The sequence below is a fragment of the Sphingomonas qilianensis genome (assembly GCF_039614825.1).
In the GTDB taxonomy this organism is placed as follows: Bacteria; Pseudomonadota; Alphaproteobacteria; order Sphingomonadales; family Sphingomonadaceae; genus Sphingomonas; species Sphingomonas qilianensis.
In genome coordinates, this window is sequence record NZ_JBDIMF010000002.1 from 356,020 (window position 1) to 374,491 (window position 18,472).

Annotated in this window: 19 protein-coding genes; 14 read left to right on the forward strand and 5 right to left on the reverse strand. The window is 65.9% G+C overall.

Annotation, left to right across the window (positions count from 1 at the left end; translation table 11 throughout):
- Positions 1–46: 46 nt before the first annotated feature.
- Both ABC969_RS08190 and ABC969_RS08195 read right to left on the reverse strand, forming a co-directional pair.
- Positions 47–571, reverse strand: coding sequence for a YceD family protein (locus tag ABC969_RS08190; RefSeq protein WP_345864184.1), 525 nt, complete (start codon positions 569–571; stop codon positions 47–49).
- Positions 568–1,074, reverse strand: coding sequence for a ubiquinol-cytochrome C chaperone family protein (locus ABC969_RS08195; protein ID WP_345864185.1), 507 nt, complete (start codon positions 1,072–1,074; stop codon positions 568–570). Before ABC969_RS08195 ends, ABC969_RS08190 begins: the two co-directional genes overlap by 4 nt.
- A 129-nt stretch (positions 1,075–1,203) precedes the next feature.
- On the opposite strand from ABC969_RS08195, the gene ABC969_RS08200 reads away from it, so the two are divergent.
- From ABC969_RS08200 to ABC969_RS08230, 7 genes are all read left to right on the forward strand, one after another.
- The gene (locus ABC969_RS08200) at positions 1,204–1,689 is read left to right on the forward strand and encodes an outer membrane protein assembly factor BamE (RefSeq protein ID WP_345864186.1); all 486 of its coding nucleotides are present in this window, start codon (positions 1,204–1,206) and stop codon (positions 1,687–1,689) included.
- Positions 1,690–1,800: 111 nt separating this feature from the next.
- Positions 1,801–2,307 (forward strand): RcnB family protein, encoded by a 507-nt coding sequence (locus ABC969_RS08205; protein ID WP_345864187.1) that lies wholly within the window; start codon positions 1,801–1,803, stop codon positions 2,305–2,307.
- A gap of 145 nt (positions 2,308–2,452) precedes the next feature.
- Positions 2,453–3,856 carry a glycosyl transferase family protein gene (locus tag ABC969_RS08210; RefSeq protein WP_345864188.1) on the forward strand — a complete coding sequence of 468 codons (1,404 nt, stop codon included), beginning with the start codon at positions 2,453–2,455 and terminating at the stop codon, positions 3,854–3,856.
- Positions 3,850–4,881 (forward strand): hypothetical protein, encoded by a 1,032-nt coding sequence (locus ABC969_RS08215; protein WP_345864189.1) that lies wholly within the window; start codon positions 3,850–3,852, stop codon positions 4,879–4,881. The genes ABC969_RS08210 and ABC969_RS08215 overlap by 7 nt, the downstream gene beginning before the upstream one ends.
- Positions 4,882–4,939: 58 nt before the next feature.
- Positions 4,940–5,854, forward strand: a complete 915-nt coding sequence (locus tag ABC969_RS08220; protein ID WP_345864190.1) for a sulfite exporter TauE/SafE family protein — start codon at positions 4,940–4,942, stop codon at positions 5,852–5,854.
- A gap of 35 nt (positions 5,855–5,889) precedes the next feature.
- Complete coding sequence (locus ABC969_RS08225) at positions 5,890–6,621, forward strand: TIGR02186 family protein (protein WP_345864313.1); 732 nt, start codon at positions 5,890–5,892, stop codon at positions 6,619–6,621.
- Between the two features lie 71 nt (positions 6,622–6,692).
- Complete coding sequence (locus ABC969_RS08230; protein WP_345864191.1) at positions 6,693–8,360, forward strand: ATP-binding protein; 1,668 nt, start codon at positions 6,693–6,695, stop codon at positions 8,358–8,360.
- Between the two features lie 8 nt (positions 8,361–8,368).
- Here ABC969_RS08230 and ABC969_RS08235 read toward each other — a convergent pair whose 3' ends face one another.
- Entirely contained in the window at positions 8,369–9,850 is a 1,482-nt protein-coding gene (locus ABC969_RS08235) for a M23 family metallopeptidase (RefSeq protein WP_345864192.1), read from the reverse strand.
- Positions 9,851–10,075: 225 nt separating this feature from the next.
- Here ABC969_RS08235 and ABC969_RS08240 point away from each other — a divergent pair, with 225 nt between their 5' ends.
- The 6 genes from ABC969_RS08240 to ABC969_RS08265 all read left to right on the forward strand — a co-directional run bounded on the left by ABC969_RS08240 (position 10,076) and on the right by ABC969_RS08265 (position 15,880).
- Positions 10,076–12,583: a helicase-related protein gene (locus ABC969_RS08240; protein WP_345864193.1), complete on the forward strand. Its 2,508-nt coding sequence runs from the start codon at positions 10,076–10,078 to the stop codon at positions 12,581–12,583.
- Positions 12,576–12,881 carry an RNA-binding S4 domain-containing protein gene (locus tag ABC969_RS08245; RefSeq protein ID WP_345864194.1) on the forward strand — a complete coding sequence of 102 codons (306 nt, stop codon included), beginning with the start codon at positions 12,576–12,578 and terminating at the stop codon, positions 12,879–12,881. The genes ABC969_RS08240 and ABC969_RS08245 overlap by 8 nt, the downstream gene beginning before the upstream one ends.
- Positions 12,882–12,938: 57 nt before the next feature.
- The gene (fdxA, locus tag ABC969_RS08250; RefSeq protein ID WP_345864195.1) at positions 12,939–13,280 is read left to right on the forward strand and encodes a ferredoxin FdxA; all 342 of its coding nucleotides are present in this window, start codon (positions 12,939–12,941) and stop codon (positions 13,278–13,280) included.
- A 424-nt stretch (positions 13,281–13,704) separates the two neighbouring features.
- Positions 13,705–14,238 (forward strand): CarD family transcriptional regulator, encoded by a 534-nt coding sequence (locus ABC969_RS08255; RefSeq protein WP_345864196.1) that lies wholly within the window; start codon positions 13,705–13,707, stop codon positions 14,236–14,238.
- Between the two features lie 125 nt (positions 14,239–14,363).
- A complete protein-coding gene (locus ABC969_RS08260) occupies positions 14,364–15,110 on the forward strand; it encodes a head GIN domain-containing protein (protein WP_345864197.1) in 747 nt (248 codons plus the stop codon).
- 38 nt (positions 15,111–15,148) lie between these two features.
- A complete protein-coding gene (locus ABC969_RS08265) occupies positions 15,149–15,880 on the forward strand; it encodes a GIN domain-containing protein (RefSeq protein ID WP_345864198.1) in 732 nt (243 codons plus the stop codon).
- Here the strand turns inward: ABC969_RS08265 and ABC969_RS08270 are convergent.
- A complete protein-coding gene (locus ABC969_RS08270; protein ID WP_345864199.1) occupies positions 15,857–16,273 on the reverse strand; it encodes a DUF1489 family protein in 417 nt (138 codons plus the stop codon). The two genes, ABC969_RS08265 and ABC969_RS08270, sit on opposite strands and share 24 nt — an antisense overlap.
- A 24-nt stretch (positions 16,274–16,297) precedes the next feature.
- Positions 16,298–17,701, reverse strand: a complete 1,404-nt coding sequence (mgtE, locus tag ABC969_RS08275; RefSeq protein WP_345864200.1) for a magnesium transporter — start codon at positions 17,699–17,701, stop codon at positions 16,298–16,300.
- Positions 17,702–17,835: 134 nt separating this feature from the next.
- Between mgtE and ABC969_RS08280 the strand changes: the two genes are divergently transcribed.
- Complete coding sequence (locus ABC969_RS08280) at positions 17,836–18,294, forward strand: peptidylprolyl isomerase (protein ID WP_345864201.1); 459 nt, start codon at positions 17,836–17,838, stop codon at positions 18,292–18,294.
- Positions 18,295–18,472: the final 178 nt, after the last annotated feature.

An 18,472-nucleotide genomic window follows, 5' to 3' on the forward strand; every position in this document is an offset into this window, starting at 1 on the left:
CATTGTCAAGCATCATATAAAGAATTCTTTATATGATGCTTGATGATCAAGTTTTGCTTAGGAGATCCTTGAGCCCGGCAAGCGCCTTGACCGGCTGGACCTCATCTTCGCCAATCACCCCCGCGGCCTTCAGCGCACGCGCTGCGTTTGGCCCGCGGGGGAAGGGATCGAGCGCCAGCATGACGGTCTCTGCTGCCGCTTCGCCCAGATCGACCGCGCCGCCGGAATAGAACATCGTATCCAGCGCGTCTTCGGACAGCTCGATTTCTTCTCCGTCGACGGCCTGTTCCTCGATGAAGCGCACGGCAATGTCTTCGGTGACCGTGACGGGCAGTGGTTCGTCGGTCACAGAGCAGGACTGCACCACCTTGGCGGAGACGGTGCCGCGCGCGACGATCCCGCCTCCCTCGGTGCGAATGCGCAGCGTCGCCTCGAGCCGATCGACCGCCCGCAGCCCGAATCGCTGGGCGAGCGCAGCGCGTTCGGCTTCGGTTGCGGTAATCGAAACGCTATGCTCGGTCGTGCCGATCGTGTCGCGGCGTTCGAGGCGGGAAAATTCGGGCTGGGTCATGCCAATGTTCCTTCGGCGAGCGCCGTAATCGGTGTGGCGACGAGCTCGGCACGGAATGCCAGCAGCCCATCGCGCACGTGCGCCAGCGCTTGCGGGTCGGGGGCCTCGCCGCGATACAGGTTGCGTACCAGGGCAGCGTCGATGCCGTCGCCCGCCAGCCCGGTGCGATAGGCGCCGAGCCGCCCGCCGAGCATGCCCATCATCTTGCCGATATGCTTGCCTACAACGACGTCGCCCACGCCTTGTTCGCGCAGTTGCCCGTCCATGTCGTCGACGAAGCGCTCGGTCAGAACAGCGCTGATCGGCGCACCTGCCGGCTCCTGCTCGAGCCGCAGCACGACAAAGCCCAGGATGCAGGCGATCATGTCGAATCGCCCGTCGATCGTATCGGGTACCTCGCCCGCCAGATACCAATGCGGCTGCCGCGCGCGCGCGACAATCGCGGTATAGAGCGGCAGCGCCTCATCGCGCTTCTCGCCAAACAGTCTTCCCAGCCAACCCATATCCGTTCCCGCACGGCCCTTGTTTGGCCATCAAGCTCGGCATATTGAGGCGATCGGCGCGTGATGCAACGTATCGTGGCCATGGGTTTAGGCGGGCGGCCCCGGATCGGGTGCCCTCGGGAGAATGTGATGAGCGTATTTCAGAACCGGTTGATGACGGCCGCGGCGCTGGGCCTGGCCTGCGTCGCCGCCGGCGCGTGCACCCCGCTCCGCTCGCATCAGGGCTATATCATCGATGCCGATCTGGTAAATTCGGTGCAGCCGGGCGTCGATAACCGCGCATCGGTGCTGCAGGTGCTGGGCAAACCGAGCTTCACCAGCCAGTTCAACCAGGGCGACTGGTATTATATCTCGCGCGATGCACGCAATTACGCGTTCAACAATCCCAAGGTGCGTGATCAGACGACGATCCGCATCAGCTTCGATCCGCGCGGCGTGGTCACCGGCATTGCCAAGGGCGATCAGTCGCAGGTCGCCTCGATCAATCCGTCGAACAAGAGCACGCCGACCTTGGGCCGCAAGCGCGGCTTCTTCGACGAATTGTTCGGCAATATCGGCACGGTCGGCGCGATCGGCGGGCAGGGTGGCCAGGGCGGCAGCCGCGACGAGCCATAATCGCCTTTCATTTGGCTGACCAAGTCGTTCGCGCATCGTTCAGCGGCGGTGTTCCAAAAAGGAGATCGACGGTAGCCGATGAGGCGGCCGGTCAACGAATGGAGAGCGACGATGCGTAAACTGATTATAACTGCGCTGATGGCGACCATGGCGTTTCCTGCCATGGCCAGCGCGCAATCGCAGGGCGAAGTCCGCCGCGACCGCCAGGATTTGCGGCAGGAGCAGCGCCAACTGAACCGCGCCTATCGCAGCGGCGACCGCCGCGAGATTCGCGACCAGCGCGAGGACGTGCGCGACGCGCGGCAGGAATTGCGCGAAGACCGCCGCGATCGCAACCGTCAGTGGGGCCGCAACGACTGGCGCGGCTATCGCCAAGGTAACCGCGCGCTCTATGCCCGCGGCAATTGGAACGCGCCGTTCCGTTACACGCAGTTCCGCACCGGCATCCGGATCGCGCCGAACTATTATGGCTCGCGCTATTTCATCACCGATCCCGGCCGCTATCGCCTGCGCAATGCCGGTTTCAACCAGCGTTGGGTGCGGCATTATAACGACGTGCTGCTGGTCGATACGCGGCGCGGCATCGTGATGGACGTGATCCGCAACTTCTACTGGTAGCTCCCGGTAGGAAGACTGGCCCGGGCGGCGACGCCCGGGCCATTTTTTTTGGCGTAGCAACGATTGCCGCCGCGTTGGCAATACTTGCGCGTCTGGTTCGCTTCCGAAACAGTGGCTTGTTCGCGACTCGCATTGGGGGCAGGCGATGGGCGGCTGGGGGGACGTCATTGTTGTCGTCGATGTCATCGCGCGCGAGGCGATGCTGTTTGCCGCGATCGGCTTCCTGATCGGTGGGCTCGACGATCTGGCGGTGGACGCGGTGTATCTGTGGCACCGCGGCGCCCGCCGGCTCTCACGAAATACCGCCTTGCCGACGCTCGGCGAATATCCTGTTGCGGCCAATCCCGGCCGGCTTGTCGTGTTTGTTGCCGCATGGGACGAATCCGCGGTGATCGGCGCGATGTTGCGTACCGCGCTGGCGCGGTTCGATCATCCTGATTACCGGCTGTATGTCGGTTGCTATCCCAACGATCCGGCGACGGTTCAGGCGGTCGGCGCGGTAGCCGAGCGCGACGCGCGGGTGCGGCTGGTGATTGGCGGCAACTCCGGGCCGACGACCAAGGCGGATTGCCTCAATACGGTCTGGCGCGCATTGTTGCGCGACGAGGCAGCGGACGGCTGGCGCGCCAAGGCAGTGGTGCTCCATGATGCCGAAGATCTCGTTCATCCGGGCGAGCTGCGCGTGTTCGATGCGCTAATCGGGCCGCATTGCGTCGTCCAGCTACCCGTGCTGCCGCTGATCGACCAGCGCGCGCGATTGGTCTCCGGTCATTATGCCGACGAGTTCGCCGAAAGCCACGGCAAGACGCTGATCGTCCGCCAAGTCTTGCGGGCGGGATTGCCGCTGGCCGGCGTCGGCTGCGCGATCGAGCGCGCTTGCCTCGAACGGATCGCCGCGGCACGCGGCGGTACGCCGTTCGATGCCGCCAGTCTGACGGAAGATTACGAATTGGGCCTGCAGATCGCGGCGCTCGGGGGAACCGGCGTGTTCGCCCGCGTCGCGGAATGTAACGGCGGACCGCTCGTGGCGGTACGCGCCTATTTTCCCTCTAAGCTCGAAACAGCAGTGCGGCAGAAGACGCGCTGGATGATCGGCATCGCGCTGGCCGGCTGGGATCGCATCGGCTGGTCGCGCTGGCGTGATTGGCGCGATCACTGGATGCGAATGCGCGATCGGCGCGCCCCGCTCGCCGTTGTTGTTTTGACCGCGGCTTATTGTGCGGCGGCCCTATGGCTGGTGAGCGTCGCACTGCATCTGGCCACAGGCGAAGCGATCGCGCCGCTGGCCGAGCCGCTCGCCTTATTGCTGAGCATCAACGCCAGCCTGTTTCTATGGCGTCTTGCCGTGCGCGCCACGTTCACTGGGCGCGTGTATGGCAAAAGGCAGGCGGCGTGGTCGATTGTGCGGCTGTTCGTCGGTAACCTGATCGCCATTGCCGCCGCGCAACGCGCGCTGGTCCGCTACATTGCCATGCTACGCGGCAGCCCGCCGCGCTGGGACAAAACCGCGCACGTCTTTCCCGATGATGTGGTGCGCGATACATGCTGACTGGCGCTGGCCGGCCGCTGCGTTTCCTGATCGTGGTGCTGGGCGGCTGGACCGGCATACGCGCCGCGATGCTGTGGCCGATAACGCCCGACATTGCCATGCAACAGGCGCGCGCACGTCCGGTGACGGCGGTGCCGCCGGTGGCGTTTGCTGCAAATGTTCCCCCCTGGGCACCAGTTGCCCGGCCAACGTCACGGCACGCCGAGCCGGCCGGTGCCGCGGCGCATTTGCGCGCTGCATCCACGTCCGTAGCTGAAGCGCGCCAGACCGTCCCTGCGCCGCCGCAACGCCAGGCGACCCACGTCCCCGCCTTGCACGAACCCGCCTCGCACGAATCCGGCATTATCGCGGGCCTGCCCGTCGCCGGGCCGGCGCTTGCCGCACACGCCACGCGCTCCCGCTTGTTTGGCAGCGCCTGGCTGTTCGTGCGCGGCGGCGGCAACGCCACCGGTGGAATCCCGCCGGCGCAGCTCGGCGGATCACAAGCCGGACTGCGTCTGGCTTATGCGTTGCGCGAGGATCGTCGGCTGGCGCTTGCCGCGCGCGTGAGCTCGCCGCTCGGCAACGGCATGCGCGAGCTGGCGCTGGGCGTCGAATGGCAACCGACCCGGCTGCCGCTGCGGCTCGTCGCTGAACAACGCATCGCGCTGGGCGAGGGGCGTGGCGGGCCGACGCTGGCGGCGGTCGGCGGAGTCGGGCCGACGCCGCTTGCCGCGGGCTTCCGGCTCGAGGCCTATGCGCAGGGCGGCGTCATCGCCCGCGATGGCGGCGAAGGTTATGCCGATGGCGCGCTACGCGTGGCACGCCCGATCGCCACGCTGGGCGGCGTGCGGATTGATCTCGGCGGCGGCAGCTGGGGCGCCGCACAGAAAGGCACGCGGCGGCTGGATGTCGGGCCATCCTTGTCAGCCACGCTACCGATCGGGCCGCAACCGCTGCGGCTTTCACTCGATTGGCGCCAGCGCGTGGCCGGCAATGCGGCACCGGGTTCGGGGCCGGTGGTGACGTTGGGCGCGGATTTCTAGGTCGATCGCCGGTCGCTGGCGCTTCCGCCCTGCGGCACTTCGCGGTAACGCGGGTGTCGTGGACATCTATCTGCCCATTGCCAATCTGTCGGTCAACGCGATCGTCATCGTGCTGCTCGGCGGCGGGGTGGGGGTGTTGTCGGGCATGTTCGGGGTCGGCGGGGGGTTTCTCACCACGCCGCTGCTGATCGTTTATGGCATCCCGCCGACCGTCGCTGCGGCGTCGGGCGCGAGCCAGGTGACGGGCGCGAGCGTGTCGGGCGTGTTCGCGCATGTCCGCCGGCAAGGCGTGGATTTCAAAATGGGCGGGGTGCTCGTTGCGGGCGGCGTGCTCGGCTCCTTCGCCGGCGCCTATCTGTTCCGCCTGCTGCAGGCGAGCGGGCAGATCGATACGGTGATTGCGTTGCTTTATGTCGTCATGCTGGGCTCGATCGGCGGGCTGATGGCGCGCGAATCGCTGACCACGATCCTGGCGACTCGTGGCCGCGTTGCGCCGCGCCCGCGCAAGCGGCGGCATCATCCATTGGTCGCGTCGTTGCCGTTCCGCACGCGTTTCTATGCCTCGGGCCTGTATATCTCGCCGCTCGCGCCGTTGCTGCTCGGCTTCTTAACCGGCATCCTGACGATCCTGCTCGGCGTCGGCGGCGGTTTCGTGATGGTGCCGGCGATGCTCTACCTGCTCGGCATGGGCACGCAGGTGGTGGTTGGCACGTCGCTGTTCCAGACGCTGTTCGTCACTGCCGCGGCGACCATGGTGCACGCCATGACGACTAAGGCGGTGGACATCGTGCTCGCCGTGCTGCTGCTGCTCGGCTCGGTGGTCGGCGCGCAGGTCGGCGCGCGATTCGCCAATAAGGTGAAGCCCGAATATCTTCGCTTTGCGCTGGCGGTGATCGTCCTGCTGGTGTGCCTGCGTGTGGCTATCGGGCTCGGCTGGCGGCCGGACGAACTCTATTCGGTGGAATTGTCGTGAAGGCGTGGGGCGCGCTGCTGCTCGCGCCGCTGCTGATGGGCCAGAGCGTGCCGGGGCGCAAACCGGTGCTGGTGCCCGATGTCTCGCAGCGCAATATCGAGATCGCCTACAGTTTCACCGGCGCAGAGCTGCTGCTGTTCGGCGCGATCCTATATCCCGGCGGGCGGCTGCCCGATGACACCAAGCCGACCGACGTAGTGATCGTGGTCAAAGGCCCGGTGCAATCGATCCTGATGCGTGAGAAGGAGCAGATTGCCGGCATCTGGATCAATGCCGCACGGCTCAGTTATCGCTCGGCCCCGAGCTTTTACGCCATCGCCTCGTCGCGCCCGATCCAGAAATTGGTCGATGAGCGCACACAGGCGATTTACGAACTCGGGCTGGATTCGCTGCAGCTTTCGCCCGCCAGCAGTGCCCCGCCGGCCGAGCAGGATCGCTTCGCGCGCGGGCTGGTCGATCTCAAGCGCCGGTCGGGCCTGTATTACGAGGCGCCGGGCGCGGTGGAGATCACCGACGGCGTGCTGTATCGCGCGCGTATCTCGATCCCCGCCCGCGTTCCGGTAGGGCGCTTTACCGCGGAAACATTTCTGATCCGCGATGGCCGCGTGCTCGCCGCCGCCACGCGCGATATCGACATCCGCAAATCCGGTTTCGAGCGTTTCGTCGCGCGTGCGGCCGACAATCATTCGATTCTCTATGGCTTGATCGCGGTCGGGCTGTCAGTCCTGTTCGGTTGGTCGGCGGGGTGGGTTGCGCGGCGGCTGTAACGTCGGCGAACCCAATCTTTACCTTTGATGGGCAAGGATTTCCTCGCAGCATCCCAAAGGACCATCCCCGAATGACTGAATTGTTGGGCCGGGATGCGTTTGCCTCCACCACGCCGAAGTCGGCGCCGGCGGGCCTGCTGCTGGGCGCGCCGATTGGCATGGTGCTTGAGATCGCCGGATCGAGCAGCCAGGTGATGCTAGATCCGCAGGCGCTGGAGGTGCTCGTCGATCATGCCGATCCGGTGATGGCCAGCGCGGGATCGGTCGGCAGCCAGATCAAGATGCGCGTCGGCAGCACCTGGCTGATCGCCAATGTCCGCTCGCTCAAGCTGCTTGACGGCGGCGAGCATCGCATCGCCGCGCAGGTCGATTTCCTCGGCGAAGGCGATGAGGAAAAGCTTACCGGCAAGCTTTACCGCTTCCGCCGCGGCGTGACACGCTATCCGGTGCCCGGCTGCCCGGTCTATCCTGTTTCGACCGCCGATCTGCAGCAGGTTTACGCTGCCGAGGATCGCGCCAATATCGAAATCGGCACGGTCTATCCCACCAAGGATATCCGCGCCTCACTGTATGTCGATGCGATGCTCGGCAAGCATTTCGCGTTGCTGGGCTCGACCGGTACGGGCAAGTCGACCAGCGCGGCGCTGATCCTGCACAAGATCTGTGAGCTCGCGCCGCAGGGCCACATCGTGATGATCGATCCGCACGGCGAATATTCTGCCGCGTTCAAGACCAACGGCGCGCTGTACGATGTGGGCAATCTGCAGATGCCGTACTGGCTGATGAACTTCGAGGAACATTGCGAAGTGTTCGTCACCAGCGATGGCTCCGAAAACCAGATCGATTCGGATATTCTCGCCAAATGCCTCCTGATGGCACGCGCCAAGGGCCGCTTGGGGCAGGAGATCGGCAAGCTTACCGTCGATGCGCCGATCCCGTATCTGCTGAGCGATCTGACCAACCTGATCAGCCTGGAAATGGGCAAGATGGATCGCGCGGGCGATACGGCGCCCTATCTGCGGCTCAAGACCAAGATCGACGAGATCAAGGCTGATCCGCGCTACGGCTTCATGTTCTCCGGTATGCTGGTGGCCGATACCATGGCCGACTTCCTCGCGCGTATTTTCCGCTTGCCGGGCGACGGTAAACCCATTTCGATCATCGACGTGTCGGGCGTGCCGAGCGAGATTACCTCGGTGGTAGTGGCGATGCTCAGCCGCATGGTGTTCGATTTCGCCATCTGGAGTCGCGGCGAGCCGCAACGCCCGATCCTGCTCGTGTGCGAGGAGGCGCATCGCTACATCCCCAATGAGCGCAATGCCGATGCCTCATCGGTGGGGCGTATTCTCGGGCGCATCGCCAAGGAAGGCCGCAAATATGGCGTGTCGCTGGGGCTGATCACGCAGCGCCCGTCCGATCTGGCCGAAGGCGTGCTGTCGCAATGCGGCACGATCATTGCGATGCGGCTCAACAACGATCGCGATCAGGCGTTCGTCCGCGCGGCCATGCCGGAAGGCGCGCGTGGTTTCCTCGATGCCATTCCGGCGCTGCGCAACCGCGAATGCATTATCTGCGGCGAAGGCGTGGCGATTCCGATCCGCGTGTCATTTGACGGGCTGGAGGAGAATAAGCGCCCGGCGTCAGATGATCCGCTGTTTTCCAACCTGTGGCACCAGACGGGCGGCGAGGAAGAGATTATCGCGCGCACGATCAAGAAGTGGCGCTCGCAGGGGCGGTAGCGCGGGTCTCAGCGTCCGCCGGGTTTGACCGCCAACAGCATCGCGACGCGCGCCTTGAACGCGCGCAATTTCTCGCCGGACAGCACGGTGATACTCGCCAGACTGATTGATTTTGGGTTCACCGCGACGCCATTTTTCCACACTTCCCAGTGCAGGTGCGGCCCGGTCGACATGCCGGTCGATCCGACGGTGCCGATCTGCTGCCCGCGCGCAACATGTTGGCCGGAGCGCACCAGGATGCGGCTCATATGGCCGTAGCCGCTGGCGACCCCACCGCCATGATCGAGCTTGACGAAATTGCCGTAACCCGCATTGCGCCCGGCCATGCGCACCACCCCGGCGATTGCGGCATAAATCGGCGTGCCCCAAGGCGCGCCGATATCCAGCCCCTTGTGCATCCGGGCGTAGCGCAGCAGCGGGTGCATGCGCAGCCCGAAGCCCGAAGTAACTCGCCCGCTGACCGGCATGCCCATAAAGCCCCGGCGCTGCGTCTGGCCATTGGCCTCGTACCAGGTGCCGTCGTCCCATTTGACCAGCTGAGTCTTCTTGCGGCCTTGATCGAGCCCGGCGAACATCAATTGCCCGAGCTGCACTTCGCCAGTGGCGGCGCGCGCTTGTTGCAGCACGAAATCGAAGCGGTCGGAGGGCGATACCGCGCCGATCGACACGCGCGATGCGATCGCTTTGATATACGCCTCGACCGCCTTGGCCGGGGCGCCGGCGGCGCGCGCGGAACGATACAGGCTGGCGCCGGCCAGTCCCTGGATACGCAATGGCGTGCTGTCGATCGCGATCGGCTGCCGCGTCATCGCCAGTGCATCGCCGCTGCGCGCCAGCGACAGATTTAGATCAAAGCGCGCGCGGAAATCCAGCCGCTGCAGTGGGCGGGGCACGTTGCGGTTGGCGCGACGCCCGAGCATGATGTCCATGCGCGTCCCTGGGCGCAGTTGTTCGAGCGGCACCACGCCCGCAACCAGCCCGGCAGCGCGCGACGCATCGCTGGCCGACACGCCAGCGCGTTGCAGCAGGCGGGTAAAGTCGTCTCCCTTGCCATAGGTCGCAGTAAGCTCGATCATTGGACGTTCGGGCGTATGCGCGAGCGGCGCGACGAGATCGCCCGCGGCCATGCTGCGGCCGGTAGCCGCGCCCCAGGCGAGTGGCGCGATCGATTGCGCGCGCGCCTCTTGCCATTGCGCACCCGCCAGCGGCGCGGCGACCTTGCCGGTGATCGTGCGATCGAAGCCGGGCGCCAAAGAACAGGTGGCGGCGATCAGCGCGGTGCAGGTGGCGGCGCCACGCCACCAGTCGCGCGAGCCGATGCGCGATCCGAGATCGGGCGCCCAATCGGTGCGGGCAAGGCGCGCGCGCCAGCGATCGACGCGCGACAGCCGGGTGGGGAGGACCACGGCGCGCCCGAACGACACCGTGGCCGTGCCGCCGGCCTGATCGTTTCCTTGATCGGTACGCAAGAACAAGGCGAGCAGCCCCATATCGTTGTCGCCGAAAGCCCCTCGGCAAGGTGCGAGCACTGTGGGGGCAACCTGCTAAAGTCAAATTAACCGCCGCCGCCCGGCTGCGGCTTCCGGACAAGATGGTACCGGCGCACGACGAAGCGATCAGCAACATGGGAACCACAAAGGATTCGAGCGGTTGGGCACGGGCAGCGCCAGTCTATGGTTGCGCGAGGCAGGCTGCGCACCGATGTTGGCAATGACATGACCGCCCATCAAGAACGTCCGGTCACCGCGGTGCTGGGCCCGACCAATACCGGCAAGACGCATCTCGCGGTCGAGCGGCTGTGCGGCCATTCGAGCGGCATGATCGGCTTCCCGCTGCGCCTGCTGGCGCGCGAAGTCTATGACCGGGTGGTCAAGATCAAGGGCAAGAACCAGGTCGCGCTGATCACCGGCGAAGAGAAGATCGTGCCCAAGGATGCGCGCTGGTTCCTGTGTACCGCGGAAAGCATGCCGTTGGCCAAGGATCTGGCCTTTGTCGGGATCGACGAGGCGCAACTGGGCGCTGACCGCGAGCGTGGCCACGTCTTCACCGATCGCATCTTGCGCGCGCGGGGACGCGAGGAGACGATGATCCTCGGTTCCGAGGCGTTGCGCCCGATGTTGAAGGCGATGGTGCCCGGCATCGACATCCTCAATCGACCACGCTTTTCGACGCTCAGCTATGCTGGCGCGAAGAAGATCAGCCGGCTGCCCAAGCGCTCGGCGATCGTCGCCTTCTCGGCCGAGGAAGTGTACGCCGTGGCCGAAATGCTGCGCCGGTTGCGCGGCGGCGCGGCGGTGGTGATGGGCGCTCTATCCCCGCGCACGCGCAACGCGCAGGTGGCGATGTTTCAGGCCGGTGAGGTCGATTATCTCGTCGCCACCGATGCCATCGGCATGGGGCTTAACATGGATGTCGCGCATGTCGCGTTCGCCAGCCTTAACAAGTTCGATGGGCAGCGCACACGCCGGCTGACGGTGGCCGAAATGGCGCAGATCGCGGGGCGCGCCGGGCGGCATCAGCGCGACGGCACGTTCGGCGCGCTGGTCGCGGAAGGGCCAGGCGCGTTCACGCCCGAAGAAGTGCTGGCGATCGAGGAACATCGCTTTCCCAAGCTGGATCATCTGTTCTGGCGCGATGGCGAGCCCGATTTCTCCAGCATCGACGATCTGATCGCCAGCCTCGAAGTGCGCCCGGCGCCCCGCGAGTTGCGCGCGGCGCCCAAGGCGCTCGATCTGCTGGTGCTCAAGCGGCTCGCCGAGGAAGGCTGGGTGCGCGATCGGGCGCGGGCGCCGGCGATGATCATGCGGCTATGGGCGGCATGCGGCGTGCCCGATTTCCGCAAGGTCGGGCTCGATCCGCATGCCCGCTTCGTGGCCAAGCTGTTCGGCTATCTGAGCGACGCACAGGGCCATATCCCGCACACCTGGTTCGCCGAGGAAATCGCGCGGCTGGATAACGTCGCCGGCGATGTCGAGACGCTCGCCGGGCGCATCGCCGCGGCGCGCAGCTGGGCTTATATCGCCAACCGGGCCGACTGGCTGGCCGATCCGGCCTTGTGGGCAGCGCGCGCCGGCGCGGTCGAGGAACGGCTGTCGGACGCGCTGCATCTCAGCCTGACGCAGCGCTTCGTCGACAAGCGCACGACGATGCTGTTGCGTCAGATCGGCGCCAACACGCATGACCTGCCGGTGACGATCGGGCCTGAGGGCGAAGTGATGGTCGAGGATCACGCCATCGGGCATCTCCACGGTTTCGCCTTCACCGTTGCGCCCGATGCGCGCGCCACCGATCGACGGCTGCTGCTTGCCGCCGCCGAGCGCCGGTTGGGCGAGGAACGGGCGCGGCGGGGCACCGCGCTGGCCAATGCCGAGGATGCGGCGCTGGCCTTGCTGGCCGACCAAGGCGCGCAACCGAGCTTGGCTTGGGACGGGCTCGTCGTGGCCGCGCTCAAGCAGGGCACTTCGCTGGCCCGCCCCAAGATCCAGCTCGATCGCGCGCTCGATTGCCTGGACGTCGCGCTGCGCGAGCGGATCAAGGCGCGGCTTACCGCCTGGCTCGAGCGGCAGATGGCGAGACACGTGCCCGCCCTGGTTGCGCTCGATGCGACAACGCGGGAAGCGGCGGCGGGACCAGCATTGCGCGCGATTGCCGCGGCGCTCGTCGATCATGGCGGGTTGTTGCCGCGGATGGATCACCAGATCGCGGTCGACGGTCTCGACCAGCCCGCGCGCAAGCGCCTGCGCAGCCTGGGCGTGACGATCGGCGCGCTCGATCTGTTCGATCCACGGCTGATGAAGCCCGCCGCCGCGCGCTGGCGCCGCGCGTTAGTGGCGGCGCGGCATGGCACCCCGATTGCGGCCGCGCCGGCGGATGGCGCCACCGTGCTGCCGCGCACCGCCCCCGGCGCGCATCTGGCGCAAGGCTATCGCGCGATCGCGCTGCAGGCGGTGCGTGTCGATCTGGTCGAACGCATTGCCCGCGCGGCGCACGATGCGCGCGCCGGGCGCAAGCCGTTTGCGCCCGATCCCGCGCTGGCGATCTCGATCGGCGTGCATCCCGCCACGCTTGAGCGGCTGATGGCGGGGCTGGGTTTCAAGATCGCCCGCGCGGAAGATGCATCCCCGCGTTGGGTATGGCGCGGCCGTGCGCCGGTCCGCGCGGTGCCACCGCCGCGCGACAATGCCTTTGCCGCGCTGGCCGAGCTCGATCTGCGCCATGGCTGAGCGCGGCGAGTCCGGCGCGATGCGGCTCGATCGCTTCCTGTGGTTCGCGCGGCTGGCCAAGACGCGCAGCGCCGCGCAGACCATCGCCACGCATACCCGGCTGCGCATCGATGGCCGCGCGATCGATCGGGCGCACGCGCCGGTGCGGCCGGGCAACGTGCTGACCTTTCTGTGCAACGATCGCGTGCGCGTGATCCGCATCGAGGCGCTGCCGCCGCGCCGCGGCCCCGCCCCGGAAGCCCGCGCCTGCTATTGCGAGTTGGGGCAGAATGTCGCTTCAAGCCCCGCATCCGATTGACGCCCGCCACGCCCGCGCATAGCAGACACGCTTCGTCGCCTTCAGGAAACGCTTACCATGACCTATGTCGTCACCGACGCCTGCATCAAGTGCAAGTATATGGACTGCGTCGAGGTCTGCCCGGTGGATTGCTTCTACGAGGGCGAAAACATGCTGGTGATCAATCCCAGCGAGTGCATCGACTGTGGCGTGTGCGAGCCCGAATGCCCGGCCGAGGCGATTCTGCCCGATACCGAATCGGGGCTTGAGCAATGGCTCGAACTCAACACGACCTTCTCCGCGCAATGGCCCAACGTGACGCGCAATGCGAACCAGACGCCGGCCGATGCCGATGCCTTCAAGGGCGTCGAAGGCAAGTTCGACAAATACTTTTCGCCAGAGCCGGGCGCGGGGGACTGATAGGCGCCGACGGACGCAGGCGCGGCCGGCGGACGGGGCAAACCCCTGATCCGGCCAACGGCTGCCGCCGCATTTGGCGGGCCTACCTATCGGCGTTGTCCTGAACTTGGTTCAGGATCATCGGGTCTCAGGCGTAATTGTCCGAGCGGCGGAACGGATCCTGTTTCGTGTTCAGGAAGTGCTGGTTTGTAAGGATGCGAGCACGTCTTTGTAAGGATAGCGCGCACGTCCACATCCCTATGTGACGCGCCGCTGGTAATTTTATTACGACTCTGCTATAGACATGGAGACGGAAGGCGCGCTCGCGCGTTGTCCGATCTGGAGACGTACCCAAAACCCCAATCCCCGTATCGCGCGCCGCGCCGGCTAGTTCAAGCCTCGCAGTGCTTCCACAGGGGACCAGTTCACGGAAAGGCTCAACGGAATGGCTGCTAAGGCGCTGTCCTTCGACGTCGGCGATTATGTCGTTTACCCCAAGCACGGCGTAGGCCGTGTGATCGAACTGCAAAAGTCGGAAATCGCCGGCATGCAGCTGGAACTCTATGTCCTGCGTTTCGAAAAAGAGCGCATGACGCTCCGGGTCCCCACCAACAAGGCGGAAAGCGTCGGCATGCGCAAGCTGTCGAGCGATAAGACGTTGCGTGAAGCGCTCGACACGTTGACCGGCAAGCCGCGCGTCAAGCGCACCATGTGGTCGCGGCGCGCGCAGGAATATGAAGCGAAGATCAATTCGGGCGACCTAGTGTCGATCGCCGAAGTGGTCCGCGATCTGTTCCGCGCCGAAGACCAGCCCGAGCAGAGCTATTCCGAGCGCCAGATCTTCGAAGGCGCGACCAGCCGCCTCGCGCGCGAACTGGCCGCGATGGAGCAGGTCGACGAGCCAACTGCCCAGGAGAAAATCCTCGATATCCTGCGCAAGGCAGCCGCCATTCATAACAAGGACAAGGTTGCCGTCTGAACGGCGATCCTGTTCGTAACGTCCAAGGGCGGTCGGCAACGGCCGCCCTTTTTCGTGGTCTTGCAGCGGCAATGTGAGTGTGTTAGCCTAACAATACACGGTAAAGTGTCTTGGGGGAGATTGTCATGCGCTCATTTGGCTTCGCTGCCGCTTCGGCATTGATCATGGCGTCGCTATCGGCATGTTCGGTCAGCTCGGATGGCGATTCGACGCCCGGCCTGGCTGCGTCGGGCAGTGGCAACACGCGCAGCTTCGCCGCGACCGATTTCAGCGCAATCGAACTGCGCGGATCGGATGATGTCGATGTGCGTGTCGGCTCTGGTTTCTCGGTGCGCGCCGAGGGGCCAAGCGAGGAGCTCGACAAGCTCAAGATCGAGCGCGACGGCACTACGTTGAAGATCGGTCGGCGCAGCGCGAATGGCATCAGCTGGGGCGGCAGCAAGCGCAATGTCACCGTGTACGTGACCATGCCGCGGATCGCCAAGGCCAGCCTGGCAGGCTCGGGCAATCTCACCATCGACCGCGCCGAGGGGCAGGAGTTTTCCGGTGAGCTCGCCGGCTCGGGCAATCTGTCGATCGCCGCGCTCAGCGTACAGAGCGCCAAGTTCGAGATTGCCGGATCGGGCAATACCAAGGCCGCTGGCACTGCCAAGCAATTGTCGGTCGAACTGGCCGGATCGGGCGATGTCGATGCCGCAGCGCTCAAGGCGGAAGGCGCCGAGGTGTCGATCGCCGGTTCGGGCAGCGTGCGCGCCGAAGTGAACGGACCGGCGCAGATCAATATTCTCGGTTCAGGCGATGTCGATCTTGGCAAGGGCGCGGAGTGCACGACCAGCAAGATGGGATCGGGCGAGGTGCGCTGCGGTAACTGATCTTGCTTCGGGCGCGCGGAAGGTGAATGCCGTGCGGCATGATCCGGCCGCTCGCCCTGCTGCTCCTGTCGCTCGCCGCGCCCGCCGAGCGGCAATATTCGGTTGGCAGCTTCGATCGGCTGCGCGTTGATGGTCCGTTTCGCGTCGTGCTGACCACCGGCCGATCGCCTCGCGCCACGGCGGAAGGCGATCCGCGCGTGACCGACACGATCGATATCCGCGTCGAGGGCAGCACGCTGGTGGTGCGTGCCGGGCTGAGCGGCTGGGGCGAGCAGGCGATGCCGGGCCGCGGCGCCGCGCCACCGCTGATCCGCCTGTCGACCGGTATGATCCGCAGTGCGAGCCTGATCGGCGGCGGCGACGTGACGATCAATGGGGCGCTCAAGGGCCAGCGCATCGATGTGATGTTGACCGGTAGCGGCTCGCTCCAGGCGCGTGCTGTCGATGCCGATCAACTGGTCGCCAGCGCCATCGGGGCGGGGCGCCTGACGCTGGGCGGGCGCGCTGCCAAGGTGCGGCTGTCGACCAACGGCACCGTCGAGCTGCAGGCGGGCGCGTTGATCGCCGGCGATCTGCGGGTGCGCACCGATGGCAATGGCACGCTGGTCGCGCAGGCGCGCTACACGGCGGAAATATTCCCGGCCGGGGTCGGCGCGATCACCGTGTACGGCAAGCCTGCCTGCACGATCCGCGGGGTGCCCGCGGGGCGGGTTAGCTGCGGCGAGATGATGCCGCCCGCTTCCCAGCTAGAGCAGCGCCAGCGCCGATAGCCGGCCGATCAGCCCGGCGGGCATCGCCGCATCGATTTCCGCGCCGACACCGAGATCGGCCGGGGCATCGGCACCCTCGAGATAACGCCAGCCCTGATGCGCGCGTTTGGGCTGGCCCTGCACCAGCACCAGCGCAGGATCGATATGGATCGCCACGCGCCCGCCCTCCGCCTCGCCGAAACCAAGGATGGGGGAGCGCGCGATCAACTGGTGCTTGAGGATCCAGAACATGGAACCTCCGGTGACGTTAGGACCGGCGATTTCTTCATGCCGCTTGGGCAGATAACGCGTGGTGAGAAATACCGGGCCGTCCTGTCCGCGCAGCAGCAGGCGTTCGGCGAGATGCTCGACGCTGGTGGCGCCGAACGCGACTTTGGTCAGATGAAGCGGCATGGTGCGGATGTGGTCAGTGCGGCGCTAGCCGCCAAGCCCCCACAAGGTGGCCAGCCCGAGGAAGGACAGGAATCCCATCACATCGGTGCTGGTGGTCACGAACACGGCAGAGGATACTGCCGGATCGACCCCCGCACGCTCCAGCGTCACCGGCACGAGCACCCCGGCCAGCCCGGCGATCATGTTGTTGATCACCATCGCCAGCGCGATGACGATGGCCAGATCGCCGTTGCCGAACACCAGCCAGGTGCCGCCGCCGATCAGCAAAGCGAGCATCACGCCATTGGCGACGGCGATGCGGAATTCTCGGAGGATCATGCGGGCCGTGTTGCTGCTGGTCAGCTGGTTGGTCGCCAGCGCGCGGACCACCACGGCGAGCGTCTGCGTGCCGGCATTGCCGCCCATGCCCGAGACGATCGGCATCAGCACCGCGAGCAGCGCAAAGCGCGCGATCTGCCCCTGGAACAGCCCGACCACCGAGGCGGCGATCATCGCCGTGCCGAGATTGACCACCAGCCAGGTGATCCGCGTGCGGATCGTCAGGTGCAACGGCTCGTTGATGTCGCCATCGCCGGCGCCGGCGAGGCGCAGCGTATCCTCGCCCGCTTCCTCGGAGATGATGTGGACGATATCGTCGACCGTGATCATGCCGACCAGCCGGCCATTGGGATCGACCACCGCGGCCGAGATCAACGCATATTTCTGGAAGCGCAGCGCAACCTCTTCCTGATCCATATCGACCGGGATCAGGGTCTGCTCGCGCTGCATGACATCGCCGATCGGGATGCTGCGCGGGGTGCGCAGCAGCCACGACAGCTGGCATGTGCCGACCGGCTTGTGCGTGGGATCGACGACGAAGATTTCCCAGAAATCGGTGGTCAGCTCTTCATGCCCGCGCAGATAATCGATCGCGTTGCCCACCGTCCAATGCTCGGGCACCGCGATCAGCTCGCGCTGCATCAGGCGGCCGGCGGATTCCTCGGGGTAGGACAAGGCCTCCTCGATCGCCGCGCGATCATCGGGATCGAGCGCGCGCAGCACGGCACGCTGATCGTCCTCCTCCATATCCTCGATGATCGCGACGGCATCGTCGGTATCGAGTTCGGAAGCGATATCGGCGACTTCGTGCGGCTCGAGCGCATCGATCAGATCCTCGCGGACATAATCGTTCATCTCGGCGAACACATCGCCGTCGAGCAGATCGGTGATCGCCTTGGCCAGATCGGCGCGGCGATCATTGGGCGTCAGCTCGAACAGATCGGCGATGTCGGCCGGGTGCAGCGGCTCGACCAGCGCGCGTGCCGCCTCATTATCGCCGGCCTCGACCGCATCGAGCACGTTGCGCACGAAGGCGGGCTTCAGCCGATCGTCCTCGTCGAGCTGCGTCGCCGCGTCGTGCTGGTCCTGGATCAGGTCGGTCTCGCTCATGAAATGGACCTCCGGCCGATCGAGTGCAGAAAGCGACCCCTAGACCAGCGCTTCCCGCGCGTCATCCCCGCCGCAACATTGCAACTGACCGCCGCCATCGCTACCTCACTGCCTCCCCATTCCAGGAGCCCATCATGGCCGATACTTTCGAAACGCTGACCCTGACGCTCGACACCGGCGAGGTGAAGATCAAGCTGCGCCCCGATCTCGCGCCGCAGCATGTCGCGCGCATCGCCGAGCTGGCCAATGCCGGTTTCTATGATGGCGTGGTGTTTCACCGCGTGATCGCCGGCTTCATGGCGCAGGGCGGCGATCCCACCGGCACCGGCATGCACGGCTCGAAGAACCACCCCAATCTGCCGGCCGAATTCTCCAAGGAGCCGCACAAGCGCGGTGTCGCGTCGATGGCGCGTGCGCAGAGCCCGGATTCGGCCAACAGCCAGTTCTTCATCTGCCTCGATGATGCGCGCTTCCTCGACGGTCAGTATACCGTGTGGGGCGAAGTGACCGAGGGCATGGACGCCGTCGACGCGCTGCCCAAGGGCGAGCCACCGCGCACGCCAGGCAAGATCGTGTCGGCCAAGGCTGAGTAATTGGCGCGCGCTTAGGCGTATATCGTCGGTGCCAAACGGCTTGGTTAGCCGCTTGAATCCGAACCCCCGCCATTGCCGTGGCGGGGGTTCGATCGTTTAGACTGACCCGGTTCCGGGACTCTGCCCCGAGGACCCTGCCGCGAGCCCGACCGTCATCCCAGCGAAAGCTGGGATCTCA